Source organism: Guyparkeria sp. SCN-R1 (assembly GCF_003932495.1).
GTDB lineage: Bacteria > Pseudomonadota > Gammaproteobacteria > Halothiobacillales > Halothiobacillaceae > Guyparkeria.
Map to the genome: position 1 here is coordinate 17,952 of NZ_QZMT01000002.1, position 17,587 is coordinate 35,538.

At 67.1% G+C, this 17,587-nt stretch carries 16 protein-coding genes; 12 read left to right on the forward strand and 4 right to left on the reverse strand.

What is annotated here, in order from left to right; translation table 11 throughout:
• Nucleotide 1: 1 nt before the first annotated feature.
• Nucleotides 2-1,840, reverse strand: coding sequence for a penicillin-binding protein 2 (mrdA, locus tag D5687_RS01540; RefSeq protein WP_125198002.1), 1,839 nt, complete (start codon nt 1,838-1,840; stop codon nt 2-4).
• A gap of 142 nt (nt 1,841-1,982) precedes the next feature.
• On the reverse strand, nt 1,983-2,513 hold the full coding sequence (gene ppa / locus D5687_RS01545) for an inorganic diphosphatase (RefSeq protein WP_125198003.1): 531 nt from the start codon (nt 2,511-2,513) through the stop codon (nt 1,983-1,985).
• 149 nt (nt 2,514-2,662) lie between these two features.
• Here ppa and D5687_RS01550 point away from each other — a divergent pair, with 149 nt between their 5' ends.
• The 9 genes from D5687_RS01550 (at nt 2,663) to D5687_RS01590 (ending at nt 12,606) form a co-directional block, all read left to right on the forward strand.
• The gene (locus D5687_RS01550; RefSeq protein ID WP_125198004.1) at nt 2,663-3,328 is read left to right on the forward strand and encodes an adenylate kinase; all 666 of its coding nucleotides are present in this window, start codon (nt 2,663-2,665) and stop codon (nt 3,326-3,328) included.
• 9 nt (nt 3,329-3,337) lie between these two features.
• The gene (locus D5687_RS01555) at nt 3,338-5,686 is read left to right on the forward strand and encodes an LPS-assembly protein LptD (RefSeq protein ID WP_125198005.1); all 2,349 of its coding nucleotides are present in this window, start codon (nt 3,338-3,340) and stop codon (nt 5,684-5,686) included.
• A 141-nt stretch (nt 5,687-5,827) separates the two neighbouring features.
• Nucleotides 5,828-7,243 (forward strand): peptidylprolyl isomerase, encoded by a 1,416-nt coding sequence (locus D5687_RS01560; protein ID WP_158611709.1) that lies wholly within the window; start codon nt 5,828-5,830, stop codon nt 7,241-7,243.
• On the forward strand, nt 7,215-8,198 hold the full coding sequence (pdxA, locus tag D5687_RS01565; protein ID WP_125198007.1) for a 4-hydroxythreonine-4-phosphate dehydrogenase PdxA: 984 nt from the start codon (nt 7,215-7,217) through the stop codon (nt 8,196-8,198). Before D5687_RS01560 ends, pdxA begins: the two co-directional genes overlap by 29 nt.
• A gap of 2 nt (nt 8,199-8,200) precedes the next feature.
• A complete protein-coding gene (gene rsmA, locus D5687_RS01570) occupies nt 8,201-9,034 on the forward strand; it encodes a 16S rRNA (adenine(1518)-N(6)/adenine(1519)-N(6))-dimethyltransferase RsmA (protein WP_125198008.1) in 834 nt (277 codons plus the stop codon).
• An 81-nt stretch (nt 9,035-9,115) separates the two neighbouring features.
• Entirely contained in the window at nt 9,116-9,838 is a 723-nt protein-coding gene (gene pgl / locus D5687_RS01575) for a 6-phosphogluconolactonase (RefSeq protein ID WP_125198009.1), read from the forward strand.
• Nucleotides 9,838-10,236, forward strand: a complete 399-nt coding sequence (gene apaG / locus D5687_RS01580; protein ID WP_240031386.1) for a Co2+/Mg2+ efflux protein ApaG — start codon at nt 9,838-9,840, stop codon at nt 10,234-10,236. Before pgl ends, apaG begins: the two co-directional genes overlap by 1 nt.
• A gap of 111 nt (nt 10,237-10,347) precedes the next feature.
• Nucleotides 10,348-11,184 carry a symmetrical bis(5'-nucleosyl)-tetraphosphatase gene (locus D5687_RS01585; protein ID WP_125198011.1) on the forward strand — a complete coding sequence of 279 codons (837 nt, stop codon included), beginning with the start codon at nt 10,348-10,350 and terminating at the stop codon, nt 11,182-11,184.
• A 36-nt stretch (nt 11,185-11,220) separates the two neighbouring features.
• Nucleotides 11,221-12,606, forward strand: a complete 1,386-nt coding sequence (locus D5687_RS01590) for an MFS transporter (RefSeq protein ID WP_125198012.1) — start codon at nt 11,221-11,223, stop codon at nt 12,604-12,606.
• On the opposite strand, the gene D5687_RS01595 is transcribed toward D5687_RS01590, so the two are convergent.
• Together D5687_RS01595 and D5687_RS01600 are read right to left on the reverse strand one after the other, a co-directional pair.
• Nucleotides 12,566-13,027, reverse strand: coding sequence for a nuclear transport factor 2 family protein (locus tag D5687_RS01595; RefSeq protein ID WP_125198013.1), 462 nt, complete (start codon nt 13,025-13,027; stop codon nt 12,566-12,568). The genes D5687_RS01590 and D5687_RS01595 overlap by 41 nt on opposite strands.
• Complete coding sequence (locus D5687_RS01600) at nt 13,024-13,824, reverse strand: SDR family oxidoreductase (RefSeq protein WP_125198014.1); 801 nt, start codon at nt 13,822-13,824, stop codon at nt 13,024-13,026. Before D5687_RS01600 ends, D5687_RS01595 begins: the two co-directional genes overlap by 4 nt.
• A gap of 153 nt (nt 13,825-13,977) precedes the next feature.
• Between D5687_RS01600 and D5687_RS01605 the strand changes: the two genes are divergently transcribed.
• The 3 genes from D5687_RS01605 (at nt 13,978) to pilB (ending at nt 17,562) form a co-directional block, all read left to right on the forward strand.
• Nucleotides 13,978-14,952 carry a MerR family transcriptional regulator gene (locus D5687_RS01605; protein WP_240031387.1) on the forward strand — a complete coding sequence of 325 codons (975 nt, stop codon included), beginning with the start codon at nt 13,978-13,980 and terminating at the stop codon, nt 14,950-14,952.
• Between the two features lie 73 nt (nt 14,953-15,025).
• Nucleotides 15,026-15,475, forward strand: a complete 450-nt coding sequence (locus D5687_RS01610; RefSeq protein WP_125198016.1) for a PAS domain-containing protein — start codon at nt 15,026-15,028, stop codon at nt 15,473-15,475.
• 389 nt (nt 15,476-15,864) lie between these two features.
• Nucleotides 15,865-17,562, forward strand: a complete 1,698-nt coding sequence (gene pilB / locus D5687_RS01615; RefSeq protein ID WP_125198017.1) for a type IV-A pilus assembly ATPase PilB — start codon at nt 15,865-15,867, stop codon at nt 17,560-17,562.
• Nucleotides 17,563-17,587 lie beyond the last annotated feature (25 nt).

Sequence of the window (17,587 nt, forward strand, 5' to 3'; positions counted from 1 at the left end):
ATCAATCCCCGCGCTCGGAAAATTCGGGCTGAACGTCGGCGTCCGGCTCGACATCGAACCAGAAGTCCATCACCTGTCGGGCGATCGGTGCGGCGGTCCCCGACCCGCTGCCCCCGTGCTCGGCAATCACGGCCACCGACAGCTTGGGGTCGTCATAGGGGGCGAATCCGACGAACAGGGCGTGGTCGTGCAGGCGGCGCTCGAGCTCCTCGGCATCGTACTCGTCGTCCTGGGCCACCGAGAACACCTGGGCCGTGCCTGTTTTGCCCGCGATCGGATAGGGTGCCTCGATCTTGTGCGCCGTGCCGCGCTCGTGGCCGACCACGGAGCGCATCGCCTCGCGCGCCCGCTGCCAGTAATCGTCGCTCGAGAGCTTCAGGCGCGACTGCGGCGAGCGATCGCCGGCGACCAGCCATGGAACGTGGCGCACACCGGACGACGCGAGGGTGGAGGTCATGTTGGCCATCTGCAGCATCGTGGAGAGCATGTAGCCCTGACCGATCCCGGCGATCACCGTCTCACCGGGGAACCACACTTGCTGCTTGGCCCGCTGCTTCCAGTCGCGTGAAGGCATCAGACCGGCCGACTCGCCGGGCAGATCGATACCGGTCTTCTGCCCGATGCCGAACTCGGTCAGGAACGCGTGCATGCGATCGATGCCCATCCGAAACGCCAGGTCGTAGTAGTAGACATCGACCGAGCGAAACACCGATTCCTCGAAGTCGACCCAACCGTGGCCCCACTTGCGCCAGTCCCGGTAGCGATGATCGTTGCCCGGGATCTGGTAATACGGCCCGGCGAAGAAGCGTTCGTCCGGATCGATCAGCCCGTACTCCATGCCCGCCAGCCCCATCACCGGCTTGATAGTTGAACCCGGCGGATAGGTGGCCCGGGTCGCGCGGTTGTAGAGCGGCCGATCCGGGTCCTCGAGCAGCTCGCGATAGGCCTTGTGACTGATGCCGTCGACGAACAGGTTGGGGTCGAACGACGGCCGGGACGCCATGGCGCGGATCGCCCCGTCACGCGGATCTTGGGCGACCACGGCACCGGCGTACTCGCCCAAGGCGGCCGCCGCCACGCCCTGCAGGCCGACATCGATGGTCAGGGCGATGTCCTCGCCCGGCACCGGGCGTTGCGTGTCGAGCACCTTGACCTCGCGGCCGAGCGCGTCGACCTCGACTATCCGGTAACCCGGCTCGCCGTGCAGGCGGTCCTCGTACTGGCGCTCGATGCCGGTCTTGCCGATGTACTGCGTGCCCTGGTAGGCATCCGGATCGAGGCGCTTGACGTCCTCGGCGTTGATCCGCCCGACGTAGCCGACCACGTGCGCCAGCAGTTCGCGGTAGGGGTAGACGCGCTTGAGGCTGGAGACAATCTCGGTGCCCAACAGCCAGGGCTTGAGGCGCGCGATCCGCGCCCGCTCGACTTCGTCGAGACCGGTCTTGACCAGCACCGGGTCGAAGCGACGACTCACCCGGATGCGCTCCTCGAGCGCCTCGACGACGGGTGCATCCAGCCCCAGCACGTCCGCCAGCATGGCCAGCTCGGCACCCACGTCCTGACTATGCTCGGGGGTGATCTGCACCTGGTAGGTGGCGACGTTGTCGGCCACCACCTCGCCCTGGGCATCGAAGATCCGCCCGCGTTCGGGCGGCACCACCACCAGGCGGGTGCGGTTTTTTTCCGCCTTGGCGAGGTAATGATCGTGCTGGGCGATCTGCAGCCAGGCGGCTCGCCCCAGCAAGGTAAGGACGACGACGAGCGAGATCAGGGCCGCGAACAGGATCCGCAGGCGGAATACCCGCCGGGCCCGGCCATGGTCATGGAGACGATCTAGCATCGATTCGCTCGGGGCTCGCCGTTAGACAGGCGCCATCGCATCGGCGCCATCGGGGGAAACAAGCGCGGCCGACGGGTCGTGTTCCCGCCGGCCGCGTCAATCGGTGATGCCGGACACACGGTGTGACCCGACTCGCACCGAATTACTGCTGCTCGTGGCGGGCGATCGAATCCTCGATCTCCTTGCAGGCCGCGGCCTTGTCGGCAAAGCCCTTACACTCGACCCACTTGCCCGGCTCGAGCGCCTTGTACTGCTCGAAGAAGTGCTGGATCTGCTCGAGCAGGAAGCCCGGCAGGTCCTCGACCTTCTTGACGTCGTGGTAGTGCGGGGTGAGCTTGTCGTGCGGCACGGCGATGATCTTGGCATCGATACCCGACTCGTCGGTCATCTCCAGCATGCCCACCGGACGCGCGCGGATCACCGAACCCGGCTGCAGCGGCAGCGGCGCGACCAGCATCACGTCAACCGGATCGCCATCGTCGGAGAGCGTCTGCGGGATGAAACCGTAGTTGGTCGGGTAGTACATCGAAGTCGCCATGAAGCGGTCGACCAGCAGCGCGCCGGAATCCTTGTCCAGCTCGTACTTGACCGGAACGCCCTGTACCGGGATTTCGATGACGACATTGATGTCTTCCGGCGGGTTCTTGCCGGCGGAGATCTTCGACAGGTCCATAAGGATCAGCCTCGATTGTGAAGGGAAGATAAAGCTGTCTCGCCGCAAGTCGCGGCGTTTTCGTTATGATACCGTTTTTCGCCGGTCGACCGGAGCCCCGGTCTCGAATTCGGTCGGCAAAATCCACGGCTATCAAGATCTGGAAAACCATGCGAATCGTACTTTTGGGCGCCCCGGGGTCGGGCAAGGGCACACAGGCAGCACGCCTAGTGGAACACTACAAGGTCCCGCAGATCTCAACCGGCGACCTGCTGCGCGCCGCCGTGGCGGAGGGCACCAAGCTCGGCCTCAAGGCCAAGGCCGCGATGGACGAGGGCCAGCTGGTCAGCGATGACATCGTGCTCGGCATGATCCGCGAGCGCCTCGCCCAGCCGGACACCCAGCGCGGCTTCATCCTCGACGGCTTCCCGCGCAATATCGCCCAGGCCGAGGCACTCGACGAGATGCTCGAAGGCCTCGAGCGTCCGCTGGAACTCGGCATCCTCATCGACGTACCGCTCGACAAGCTGATGAAGCGCCTGACCGGCCGGATGACCTGCAAGGAATGCGGCGCGGTATTCAATCGCTTCACCAATCCGCCGGATTCCGACCACCAGTGCGACCACTGCGAGCACGAACTGGTTCAGCGCAACGACGACAACGAGGACACCGTGCGTCGTCGCCTGGAGGTCTTCCAGGAGCAGACCGCGCCGCTGGTCGAGTACTACGAGCGCGACGGGCGCCTCGCCCGCGTCGACGGCGAGCGGGAAATCGAGCAGATCGCGGCAGACTTCCGCAAGATCCTCGATCCCATCGCCCCGTCGTCCGACAGCTGAGCCCTAGGCATGGAGTCAGGGAAGACGCGCAAACCGTTGGCCATCGCCATCGCCGCCGCCCTCGGGGCCGGCGGGCTGGCCGGCAGCCAAGCGCTGCATTCGGCCGACGTTGCCGACAGGGGTGAATACGGCCTGTGCCCGACCTTCGGCCCGGGGCGCCCCGCCTACCAGCCACTGGCCGAGGGTGAGCCGGGCAAGGCCTCGGCCGACCGGGCCGAGTACGGCACGGACGGAGTCGTCACCCTGATCGGAGATGCGATCGTCGACGAGCCGGGACGGCGTGTGCGCGGCGAACGGCTGATCTATCGGCAGGGCCCCGAGGACCGCGTCTCCGCCGAAGGCAATCTCTGGCTGCAGACCGACGACATGGCCGTGCAGGCCGAACGCGGCGAGCTCAACCTCGACACCGACGCCGGGCGCCTGGAGCGCGCGCACTACTGGCTGGAGAGCCAGCATCTCTCCGGCGTGGCCGAGACCATCGTCCAGGACGATCGGCAGCACTACCGCCTCGGCCAGGCCACCTTCTCGACCTGCCCGACGGAAAAGCGCGACTGGGAATTTCAGGCCCGCGAGATCGACCTCAACCGCGAGACGGGCCGGGGCGAGGCCTGGCACACCACCCTGCGCGCCGGCGGCGTACCGGTGTTCTACACGCCGTATCTCAATTTCCCGATCGACGATCGTCGTCAGTCCGGCTTTCTCTACCCGACCTTCGGCAGCAGTTCCGAGGGCGGATTCGAGTATGCCCAGCCCTACTACTGGAACATCGCACCCAATCTCGACGCGACCTTCACCCCCACCCTGCTGACCAAGCGGGGCCTGGGCCTGGGTGGGCAGGTCCGTTGGCTCCACCAGTTCGGCACCCAGGATCTGGGCCGCGACCAGCTCGATTTCTTCTACCTGCCGGATGATCGCGTCGAAGGCGGCTCGCGCTGGTCGCTGGGACTGGACAGCAACGGGCGGATCAACCCGGACCTCGACTACCGCGTCGACATCAACCGCGTCTCGGACGACCGGTTCTTCCAGGATTTCTCCACCAACCTGGAACAATCGACGGCCAGCCACCTGCGCAGCGACGTGAGGCTTAACGCCCGCCCCGGCGGCGGCTGGAACCTCGGCCTGCAGGCCCAGCGCTTCCAGACGATCAATCCGGATCTGACCGAGTACCAGTATCCGTACCGCATCATGCCGCGGCTGACCGCCGGCAACAGCTTTGGCCTGGGGCAATGGGGTGAGCACGTCGCGCCCAGCCTGAGCGTCCGCGCGGACGTCACCCGCTTTGCCCACCCGTCGAGCGAACGCATCGTCGGTGATCGGGCGCATGCCGCCATCGGCGTCGGCCAGACCTTCGAGGACACCTGGTACCGGCTACGCCCCCAGGTCACACTCGACACCACCAGCTATCACCTGGATGACGCCGACCCCAACACGATTGACGGCAGCCGGGATTTCGACACCAGCGCGACGCGAACCGTGCCTATCTCGAGCATCGACGGCAGCGTGTTCCTCGAGCGGGCCTACGGCGAGACCGGCCGCTACCGCGCCCTGCTCGAACCGCGGCTCTACTACCTCCACGTGCCGTATCGCGACCAGAGCGATATCCCGTTGTTCGACAGCGGGGAGCCCACCCTTAGCTATAGCCAGCTGTTCCGCCCCAACCGCTATTCCGGCGGCGACCGGGTGGCCGACGAGAACGCCCTGACCTACGGCCTGTCTTGGTCGCTGATCGACACGCAGCAGGGCACCGTGCCACTGTCGCTGCGCGTGGCCCAGCGTTATCGCTTCCAGGATTCCGAGACGGTCCTGCCGCCCAATCTCGCTACACCGGAGACCCACCCGACGTACCGTGAAGCCGGTGGGTCGGCCGTGCTCGCCGAGGTCTACAGCGACGTCACCCAGAACTGGAACGGCTCGTTCACCGCCGAGTACGATACCGACCGGGAACTGATTGCCCGCTCGCAGACCCGTCTCGGCTATCGCGGTGAGGACAATCGCGTCCTGAATTTCTCCTGGTTCACCCGCAAGGGCATTGAAGACAGCCCCTATGACAATGATTATCGTCAGGGTGACGTCTCCTTCGCCTGGCCGCTGTCGCGGCGCTGGTCGATGCTCGGCCGCGTCGGTTACGACTTTGAATCCGAGCAGGTGGTCCAGTCCCTGCTCGGCGTGGGGTACGAGTCCTGCTGCTGGTCGGCACGCCTGGCCTTCAAGCGCTATATCGTCCGCCCGGACGTGGGTGACCCGACAGGAGACGATGCGGAATACTCCAACGCCGTGGTCTTCCAGATCGAACTCAAGGGACTGGGCGGCATCGGCGGCAACCAGTTCCGCGATGACATCCTCGGCTTTGATCCCTGAGGAAGGCCTGCACGAGCCGGTGCCCGCGGGAGTCGGGCACCCCATCGGCCCCACCCGGCCGGATGCGTTATGATCGCCCGAGCCCGGGGGCGTCACCCCGGGGCATTACTGAATTTCAACGCCGCAACCGCGAGTAGATCCATGCCTGTTTTGCACGCTCCGACACCCCGCCACGCGCGTCGACCGCTGGCGGTGCTGGCCACCCTGTTGCTGATCGCCACGCCCTTCAGTCAAGTCGCCGCCCAGGCCGCCGGCGCGAACGGCGAGCAGAACCCCGGCATGAGCGGGTTCCAGCCGCTGGATCGCATCGTCGCGGTCGTCGATGACCGGGTCATCACCCAGCAGGAGCTGCAAGCCGAAGTGGCCCAATTGGGCGGCCAGGTCGATCTTGCCAACATGAGCCCGGCCGACGAGCAGCGACTCGGCGAGCGGGTGCTAGACCGCATGATCACCGAAGCGACCATGCTCGAGCGTGCCGACAAGATCGGCATCCAGATCGACGACACCCGCCTCAATCAGGCCCTGAACGGCATCGCTCAGCGCAACGGCATGAACCTCTCCCAACTGCGCGACGCCGTCGTCGGCCAGGGACAGAACTGGGCCGACTTCCGCAACGGCATCCGCGATCAGATGATTCTCGAGGAACTGCAGAAGCGCGAGGTCTACAGCCAGATCAACGTCTCCGATCGCGACATCGACGCCTACATCGAGCAGCGCACCGGCAGTTCGGCCGAGCAGACCGAATACCGCCTCGCCCAGATCCTCGTCTCCGTGCCGGAGAACGCCTCGCCCGAGGCCATTGAACAGGCCGAGGCCCGCGCCCGCGAGATTCGCGACGAACTGGTCGATGGTGCCGATTTCGCCCGCGTGTCGGCCGAACGCTCGGATGCCCTGAACGCCGACGAGGGCGGCGATCTCGGCTGGCGCGAGCCGGCGCGCATCCCGTCATTGTTCCTGCCCGTCGTCCAGGGCATGGAAGCCGGCGAGGTGAGCGATATCATCCGCAGCCCGAACGGCTTTCACATCGTCAAGGTGAACGACACCCGCACCACCACCGGCACCGCGGCCGTGACGCAATATCGCGCCGAGCACGTGCTGCTGCGCCCGCGCGAGGATCGCGACCCGACCGCAACCCGCGAGCTGGCCGAACAGCTACGCGAGCAGGTGGCCAGCGGCGATGCCACGCTCGCCTCGATCGCGCGCGAATTCTCGGACGATCCGGGCTCGGGCCAGCGCGGCGGGGATCTCGGCTGGGTGAATACCGAGGACATGGTGCCGGCCTTCGCCGACGCGCTGGAATCGGTCCAGACCGGGCAATTGAGCCCGGTGTTCGAAAGCCAGTTCGGTTTCCACTTCCTGCGGGTCAACGACCAGCGCCGCCAGGAGGTCTCCGGCGAGGATCTGCGCGAGCAGGCGCGTAACGCCATCGGCGAGCGTCGTGCTGACGAGGAGCTGACCAAGTACATCCGCCGCCTGCGTTCCGAGGCCTACATCGAGAACCGCCTGACCGGCACCGTCAACGACGCCAGTGGCCAGCGTGCGCTTGGTCGTCAGTAGCGGCGAACCGGCCGGCATCGGCCCGGACCTGCTGCTCGCGCTGGCCGCCGACCCGACCTTCGAACCACCCGGCGAACTGGTCGTCCTCGGCGACCGGGACGTGTTCGCGGCCCGCGCCGACGCCCTGGGCCTGCCCTTCGACTGGCCACAAGCCGGCCAGTCGGCATCAGCCAAACCCGGCTTTCGCTTCCATCACCTGCCGACGCCGAACCCGGTCACGCCCGGCCGGCTCGACCCGGGCAATGCCCGCCACGTGCTGGACATGCTCGATCATGCCGCCGACGGTTGCCGTGACGGCCGCTACGCCGCGATGGTCACCGCGCCCCTGCACAAGGGCGTGATCAACGATGCCGGCATCCCCTTTACCGGCCACACCGAATATCTCGCCGAACGTGTCGGCGGCACCCCGGTGATGATGCTGGTGGCCGACACCCTGCGCGTGGCGCTGGCCACCACCCACCTGCCGCTGGCAAAGGTGCCGGAGGCGATCACCGGCGAGGGCCTCACCACGGTGATCGAGACGCTGCACGCCGCGATGGTCGACTGGCTGGGCAAGCCGCAACCGCGCATCCTGGTCGCGGGCTTGAACCCGCACGCCGGCGAATCGGGGCACCTGGGCGACGAGGAAATCCGCGTGATCGGCCCGACACTCGAGGCCATGCGCGAGCGCGGCATCCAGGCGATCGGCCCGCTGCCGGCCGACACCCTGTTCACACCCCGCCACCTCGACGGCGCCGATGCCGTGCTGGCGATGTACCACGATCAGGGCCTGCCGGTGCTCAAGTACGCCGGCTTCGGCCGCGCGGTGAACGTCACCCTCGGCCTGCCGATCGTTCGCACCTCGGTCGACCATGGCACGGCCCTGGACCTGGCCGGCACCGGACGAGCCGAGCACGGCTCGCTGGCCGCGGCGATCGCGCTGGCCGCCGAGATCACCCAGCGGTCAGCGGCCTGATCATGGCGGCACAGGGCAACCAGACCAAGGGCATCCAGGACGGCCACCGGGCACGCAAGCGCTTCGGCCAGAATTTCCTGGTCGACTACGGCGTGATCGACCGCATCCTCGGCGCGATCCCGGGCGACGGCCCCGTGATCGAGATCGGGCCGGGGTTGGGAGCGCTCACCGTCCCACTGGCCCAGCGTGGCAACCGCGTGATCGCGATCGAACTCGACCGCGACGTGATCCGGCATCTGCGCGTCAAGCTCGACGCCGAGCGCGTCGGCCGACAGGTCGAGCTGGTCCCCCAGGATGCCCTGCAACTGGACCTGACCGCACTGGCCGAGGCCCACGGGCTCACCCCACCGCTGACGCTGGTCGGCAACCTGCCCTACAACATCGCCACGGCCCTGATCACCCGCCTGCTGGCCCAGCGCGAACGGATCGGTGAGATGGTGTTCATGGTGCAGCGCGAGGTCGGCAACCGGCTGGCCGCCTCGCCCAACGACTCGGCCTATGGGCGGTTGAGCGTGCTCACCGCCATGCACGCCGAGGTCGAGCACCTGTTCGATGTCCCGCCCGAGGCCTTCAACCCGCCGCCGAAGGTCGACTCCAGCGTCATCCGCATCACGCCTCGCGCCGAGCCGCTGGTGCCGCCCGCGGAGCAGGCCCATTTCGAGCGCTTGGTCACCGCCGCCTTCGCCCAGCGACGCAAGACCCTGCGCAACAACTTGAAACCCCTCATGCCAGCGTCAACAATTGAGGCGTCGGGTATCGACCCGTCGCTACGCGCTCAGGCCCTCGGCATTCCCGCGTTCCTGGCGCTCACCCGGCGGCTCGACCCCAGCAACTGATCGGCCTCCGGTCGACTTGTGGTCAGGGTGGTGCCCGCCAGCACCATCGCCTTCTCCCTTTATCGCAGGAACAACACGGCCATGTCCGCCACCGCCGACATACATGCCTATACCAAGGCCGAAGATGTCTTTGCCGCCTGCGCTGAGTTCCTGGTCGAGCGGCTGGCCGCGGCCGTGCGAGACCGCGGTGTCGCCCGGATCGCGCTGGCCGGCGGGGGCACGCCGCGGCGGCTCTACCAGCTGCTCGCCCACCGCTACCGCGACGCACTCGACTGGCAGGCGGTGGAGTTCTATTTCGGTGACGAGCGCAATGTGCCGCTGGACCACCCCGACAGCAATTTCCGCATGGCGCGACTGTCCCTGTTCGAACCGCTGGGCATCCAGCCGCACCGCACCTTTCCGATGATCTCGGATCAGCAACGCGACCCCGAGCGGGATGCGGATGCCTACGAGGTGGCCCTACGACGCTGGACGGCGGGCAAGGTACCCCGCTTCGACGTCACCCTGCTGGGACTGGGCAGCGACGGTCACTTCGCATCCTTGTTCCCGGACACACCGGCACTGGCCGAACGAGAGCGCCTGGTGGCGGTCAACCCGGTGGCCAAGCTCCACGGTCATCGGCTGACGCTGACCTTCCCGGTATTCGAGGCCGCCCGCGACGTGGTCTTCCTGGTACTGGGCAACGACAAGCGCCCGTCGCTCGCCCGCATCCGCGACGGGCTTGCCGAGCTGCCGGCCGAGCGGCTGGCCGCCAAACGCCCCACCCACTGGTTCGTCGATCGCGCCGCGGCACGTGCCCCATGATGCTGACCACTTCCCCCCTTGCCGAATCGATCCACATCCGCCCGCGCGCCGTGTTCGTGCCGGAGCACAGTGAGACGAGCGCGCAGCGATTCGCCTTCGGCTACGAGATCGTGATCGAGAACGGCAGTGACGAGCCGGTCACCCTGACCGACCGCCACTGGGTCATCGATCATGGCAACGGCTGTCTCAAGGAGGTGCGCGGCGAGGGCGTGATCGGCGAACAGCCCCGCATTCTCCCCGGCGAGACGTTCTCCTACCGCTCCGGCGCGGTGATCGAGTCACCCGCCGGCCGTATGTGGGGCGACTATGGCTTTGTCAGCGACCAGGGCGACGTGCTCCGGGTGACCATCCCGACCTTCGACCTGGTTGCCCCGGCGGCCTTCCGCAGTATCCAGTAGTCTCTCCCCGCGCCGGCGACTCGGCCGACCGGCTCGGCGTACGCCCCGGGTGGCTGCTCGGGTGCTAGCATTCCCCCTTTTCCACTGCACGCGACGGAACCTCCCCGCTTTATGGCCACCTACGCAATCGGCGACCTTCAGGGCTGCCTCGACCCGCTCGAGGCATTGCTCGAACAGATCCGCTTCGACCCGGCGACTGACCGACTCTGGTTCGTCGGCGATCTGGTCAACCGGGGCCCGCAGTCCCTCGAGGCGCTGCGATTCGTCCGCGAGCTGGGGGATCGCGCCGTTACCGTACTGGGCAACCACGACATCCACCTGCTGGGCTGTTATTTCGGCACTCGGGTCGCCCGCGGTCGCGACACGCTCGCACCGATCCTGTCCGCCGAGGACGGCGACGAGCTGATCGACTGGCTACGCCGGCAACCCCTGCTGCATCACGACCCGGACCTCGACTGGACCCTGGTGCATGCCGGCATCCACCCGGCCTGGGACCTGAAGACGGCACAAGCGACCGCCCGGGAAACCGAGACGGCCATGCAGGCCGACGAGCCGCTGACCTTCTTCGGCGAGATCTTCGGCAACCAGAGCGACCACCCGGCAGGTAACACCACGCCGATCGACCGCCAGCGCTTCGCCATCAACGTGTTCACCCGCATGCGCTACTGCCACCCCGACGGCCGACTCGACTTCGCCGAGAAGCGCCCGCCGGCCGATGCCGACCCGGCGCTGACACCCTGGTTCGCCGTGCCCGACCGGGCGATGGCCGACCGACGGATCGTCTTCGGCCACTGGTCGACCCTGGGCCCGGCAAAGGCGCGTGCCAATGCCTGGGGCATCGACCAGGGCTGCCTCTGGGGCCATCAGCTGACCGCCCTGCGCCTGGAGGACGAGGCCTTGTTCGCTATCGACTGCCCGGGTGCGCAGAAGCCCAAGGCCGGCAAATGATCTTGGTCGTCACCGGACAGGCCGCGGAGACGCGCGATGCTTAGCACGGTGTTCTCGGTCCAGTCGCTGCTCGCCGGCATGGGCGTGCTGCTCGCCGGCTCCGGCCTGCTCGCCACCCTGCTAGGCCTGCGCGCCGCCGAGGAAGGGTTCTCCGACGGCACCATCGGCCTGGTCATGTCGGCCTTCTACATCGGCTACGTGCTGGGCACCCTCACCATCCCGGCCATCATTCGCCGGGTGGGTCACATCCGCACCTTCGCCGCCCTGGCCGCTATTTCCTCGGCGGCCGCCATCCTGCACGGCCTGTGGGTCGAGCCCTGGTTCTGGATGCTCCTGCGACTGATCAACGGCGTGACCCTGCTGGGTCTCTACATGGTGATCGAGAGCTGGATCAACGAGAAGGTGACCACGCACCGCGGGCAGGTGTTCGGCATCTACATGATGGTCAGCCTGTTCGCCTACGGCGCCGGCCAGTTCCTGATCGGCATCTACGGCCCGATGGAGGTCTCCACCTTCGCCATCGTCGGGCTGCTGTTCTCGCTGGGGCTGGTGCCGATCGCACTCACGCGGGTGAGCCAACCGCCACCGATGGAAACCACCCGCCTGCCGCTGACCGAACTGTTCCGCCTGGCCCCCACCGGCGTGATCGGCGCAGCGATGTCCGGGGTGATCACCGGCACCGTCTACGGCATGGCCGCGGTCTACGCCAGTCGCATCGGCCTGCCCGACACCCAGGTGGCCACGTTCGTCGCGGCAATCATCGTCGGCGGCGGGCTGCTGCAATGGCCGATCGGGCGATTGTCCGACGGGCGCGACCGACGCTACGTGCTGATCGTGATCTCAGCGATCGGCGGCGCCTTCTCCGTGCTGCTCGCGCTGCAGGACTGGTTCCCGGGCTGGACCCTGTTCGCCCTGGCGCTGGTCTTCGGCGGGTTTTCCTTCTCGCTCTACGCGATCAGCGTCGCGCAGACCAACGACCGTCTGTCGAGCGACCAGGTACTCGAGGGCACGCGCGGGCTGTTGATGGTCAACGGCGCCGGCTCGGCCGTTGGGCCGATGGTCAGTGGTCTCGCCATGGGCTGGTTCGGCGCGGCCGGTTTCCCGCTCTTCGTGCTCGCCGCGCTCGGCACCATGATCCTGCTGGTCTTCTGGCGCATCCTGATCGACGCGCCGGTACCGGACGACGAACGCGGCGATTACGTCTTCACCCATCGCACCTCGGCGGCGGGCCTGGAGCTCGATCCGCGCACCACCGACGAGGAGACCGAGTCGCCGCCGGCCCACGAGCACGTCAGCGACGCTGCCCCGCCGATCTACGAGACCGACCCGGCCTGGGAGGACTACGAGGGCCCGCCCGGGGCGATCGACGAACCCGACCGCGTCAACGACTCGGGTTCGCAGGGGCAGCGAGGCGACGCCTGATCCGGCGCATCAGCCAGCCGAGCACCGGCACCCGCTCGTAGAGCTGGGCGGCCGGGTCCCAGTAGTCGACGTGCTCGACCACCCGCCCGTCGCGCCCCAGCACGAGCTCGGACATGCCCTCGATCGACAGGCCGTGCGCCGAGTCATCGCAGTGCATCCGCCAGCGCAGCAGGGCACGCTCGCCATCCACGGCCCGGGCCTGCACCACGAATCGCATCCCCGGACACTGGGCAAAGCCGTGGGCGAACACCGCCTGGATGGCCTCGATCCCGCGCACGTCGTTGAACGGGTCGACGAAGCGCGACTGTTCGGCGTACACCGTCGCCAGCGTCTCGAGACGATCGGCCTGCAACCCCTCCATCACGGCGACATAACGTTCGAGGGCGGCCGACCGGCTCAGGTCACGCCCGGGCACCGTCACGCCTCCGGCTCCTTGAGCATGCGCCGCGTCACCCGGAAATACAGGGCGTAGGGCAGCAGGCGCAGGCCCTTCATCACCCAGCCAAAGCCGCGCGGTGCCAAGATCTCGAAGCCTCGTCCCTCCAGGCCGCGGGCGATCAGATCGGCGGCATCCCCCGGCTCGATGCGCCCCGGCATGGCGAAATCGTTCTTGTCGGTGAGGCGAGTACGCACGAAGCCGGGGTTGATCACGCGCATCGCCACCCCCGCCCGCTCGAACTCGGGGCGCAACGACTCGGCGAGGTTGATCATCGCCGCCTTGCTCGCGCCGTAGGGTGCGGCGTAGGGCAAGCCGCGGTAACCGGCCACACTCGCGGTGAGCACGATCTCGCCCGCCCCCCGGGCGATGAAATCCTCGCGCACGGTGTCGATGCCGTTGACCGCCCCGAGGAAATTGACCCGGATCAGCCGCTCGAACAACGCCGGATCGAAGCCCGCCAGCCCCATCGGCTCGTAATCACCGGCGTTGAGGATCACCGAGTCCGGCATCCCCCATCGCTCGACCAGTTCCCGGTACGCAGTCGCCATCGACTGCGGATCGGTCACGTCGGCGACCAGCGGCAGGACACGATCGGGGTCGCGCGCGGCACGCTCTTCCAGGCGCTCCTGGTGACGCGCCGAGATCGCGACCCGATACCCCCGTGCCACCAGCCGATCGGTGAGGGCTGCGCCGATGCCGCTGCTCGCGCCCACCAACCAGTAGATCCGCGCCGAACGGGCATTCGCATTCGCTTTCGCTTTCGCTTTTGAGTCAGTCATGCACTTGGGCCTCGCATTGCCTCTGATCGAGCGCCGGACGCCACCCGGCGCCCCGTTAGGATCGTGTCGGAAATCACGACACGAGCGTAGTCGAGGGCTGCTACAATATCGATGCAGAAGTTATACATCACTCGATACGTCGCAGGTGGCGCCTTGTCCACGACCGAATCCAGCCCAGCCGAAACCGAAAGCCAGGCCTTGCTGCCGATCCGATCGGTATCGCAGATCACCGGGGTCAACCCGATCACCCTGCGCGCCTGGGAGCGTCGCTACGACCTGATACGCCCAACGCGCACCCCGGCCGGACACCGGCTCTACAGCCAGACAGACATCCGCACCATCCAGCGCATCCAGGAACTGGCCGAGAGCGGCATGGGTTTCGCCCAGATCGCCTCGTTGCTCGAGCAGGAAGGGCCCGACACCGGGGGCTCGGCGAGCGAGTCGGCCCCGCCTTTAGCGACCCAGCCCCACGTCTCGCCACCCCGCTCGCTGCTCGACCGGGTGATGCGCGCGGCAATCGATCTCGATCCATCCGAATTGCGCACGGCCGAAGCCACCGCCCTGATGTGGCTCACCCCCGAGGACTACCTGCGCGAGGTGCTGATCGAGGCACTCGCCCAACTCGAGGCGCGCACCGCTTGGCCGGACCGGGATCTGGGCTTGGTGTGGCTGGCCGAGTACATCAAGGGGCGCGCGGAATGGGTGGCCGATGCCCCGGGTCGCCCCCCCGGCCCGGTGGTCGTGATCGACAACCTGGTACCGGGCCGACCGTTCTCCGCCGGCGGCCTGCGACTGTTCACCGCCCTGCACGACGACCAGTTCCATGTCCGGCTGCTGCCGACCGGCCTCACCGAGGCCCAACGCACGCAAATGGCGCGTCGTTGGGGGGCACGCGCCTGGATTCGCCTCGACACGACCCGCCCCGAGCATCCGGTCCGGAACGCGGCCGGGGCGCGGGTCTTCTGGTGCGAGCTGCCCCTGCTCGAGCCCGAGAACGGCAACGAGGCGGTCGATTTCATGCAACGCTGGCGCGAGCTAGTGGAAAAGGACATCCAGCATTGTCGCGAACAAGTGGCCGAGGCACTCGGGCGCCCCGAGCCAGCCCCAGTCCGCCTGACCCGTCACTGACCCTACCTGTGGACATCGTTTCGTCTGTGTCACAATGCGTGGCTCAACGCGCAACAGGAGATCCAGGACCTTGATGCTGGATGCGAATCTGCTGAAGAAGGCGGTCAACGCCTCCACGGACGGGATCGTGATTGCCGAGCAGGAAGGCTCGGACAACATCCTGATCTATTCGAACCAGGCCTTCGAGGAGCTAACCGGCTACTCCGAGGAGGAGATCCTCTATCAGGACTGCCGCTTCCTGCAGGCCGGTGATCGTGAACAGAGCCCTCTGGCGGAAATCCGCGAGGCCATCCGTCGCGGCGAAGCCACCCGCGTGGTGCTGCGCAACTACCGCAAGGACGGCAGCCTGTTCTGGAACGAGCTGTCGATCACCCCGGTCTTCAACGACGACGACCACCTGACCTACTTCATCGGCATCCAGCGCGACGTGACCGAACTGGTCCGCATGCGCGAGGAGAACGAGCGCCTGCGCGCCCGGGTCGCCGAGCTCGAATCCCGCCAGGAGTCGGGCGCGGCCGACTGAGCCGAACACCGCAGCGCGTCTAAGGAAACGCTGCACGATTCGATAGTGCCTCTGCGGGACCGCAAAGGGCCCAGTTGCAAGGCGCGGTCCGAAGTGAATGGCGGGGTCCTTCACAAGGACTGCAACGCGGCAAATGGGTCCTTGGCGGCCCGCCCGAATGGGGCTGACAGGTTTGCCCGTACTCGGCGTTTCCGCCCCTCGCCGGGCAGTGAGCCCGCCTTCGGCACGGCGCCTTGATTGCGAACAAACCTGTTAGCCAGCGGCACCATCGAATCGTGCAGAGTTTCCTCAAGGAACCTTGTCAGAAACCGGCCAAGCGGGCATGCTTTGCGCATGCCGCCCCGCTCCCGGGGCAGAGAACACGGACGCGACAACGCACAGGCGGATCGATGAGCGCACCCCCCGTCAATGGACTGCTCAGCGCCCTGGTCAGGGAGGACGCCCTGTCCTCCGACCAGACGAAGGCCCTTCAAACCAAGGCTGACAGCAGCGAGGACTCGCTGCTCAATACCATAATCGCCGAGGGCGTGTCGGCGGCGACCATTGCCGCCGTCGCCTCCAAGCGCTTCGGCCTGCCGCTGGTGGATCTCGATGCCATCGACACCAGCGACCTGCCACTGAAACTCGTCCCCGAGAAGGTCCTGCAGGCCAACATGGCGCTGCCGCTGTTCAAGCGCGGTCGGCGCCTGACGGTGGCCGTGGCCGACCCGTCCGACACCGGTGCCATCGACGGCTTTCGTTTCTCGACCAACATGGCGATCGAGGCGGTGGTCGCCGAGGCGCCGAAGATCGCGCGCCTGCTCGAGGAGGCCCTTAGCGACAGCATGGACGCCCTGGGCGACGAGCTCGACGACGACCTGTCGAACGTCGAGTTCGAACGCGAGGACGACGACGCCCACGACGTCGAGGATGCCTCTATCCAGGACGACGTGGTGGTCAAGTTCGTCACCAAGCTCCTGACCGACGCCATCCGCAAGGGCGCCTCCGACATCCACATCGAGCCCTACGAGAAACAGTTCCGCGTGCGGTTCCGCGTCGACGGCATGCTCACCGAGAGCGCCAAGCCGCCGGCCAACCTGGCCGATCGCATCATCGCTCGCGTCAAGGTGATGAGCCGGATGGACATCTCCGAGCGGCGCATCCCGCAGGACGGGCGCATCAAGCTCAAGCTGTCCAAGAGCCGCTCGATCGACTTCCGTGTGAACACCTGCCCGACCCTGTTCGGCGAGAAGGTCGTGCTGCGTATCCTCGATCCGACCAGCGCGCAACTGGGCATCGATCAGCTCGGCTACGAGCCCGAGCAGAAGGCGCTCTACATGGATGCGCTCGACAAGCCCTACGGCATGATCCTGGTCACCGGCCCCACCGGCTCGGGCAAGACGGTCTCGCTGTATACCGGCCTGAACATCCTCAACACCGGCGATCGCAACATCTCGACCGCCGAGGACCCGGCCGAAATCGTGGTGCCGGGCATCAACCAGGTCAACGTCAACCCCAAGGTGGGGCTGACCTTCGCCAACGCCCTGCGCGCCTTCCTGCGTCAGGATCCGGACGTCATCATGGTGGGCGAGATCCGGGACCTGGAAACGGCCGAGATCGCAATCAAGGCCGCCCAGACCGGCCACCTGGTGCTCTCGACCCTGCACACGAACGATGCACCGCAGACGCTCACCCGGATGGTGAACATGGGGGTGCCGGCCTACAACATCGCCTCGTCGGTGAGCCTGATCATCGCCCAGCGACTGGCGCGGCGCCTGTGCAATAATTGCCGCACCAAGGAGAGCGTCCCCGACGAGGAACTTCGCCGGGAGGGGTTCACCGCCGAGGACCTCGCCGGCTCGCCGAAGATATTCAAGGCCGTCGGCTGCGACCAGTGCACCAACGGCTACAAGGGCCGGGTCGGCATCTACCAGGTGATGCCGGTCTCCGAGGCGATGGGGCGGATCATCATGGAAGGCGGCAACGCGATCGACATCGCCGATCAGGCACACAAGGAAGGCATCCCCGACCTGCGGCGCTCGGGTCTGAAAAAGGTGCTTGCCGGCGTGACCAGCCTCGAGGAAATCAACCGCGTCACCAAGGACTGAAGGCGGCCGGGATCAAGGGAGAGAC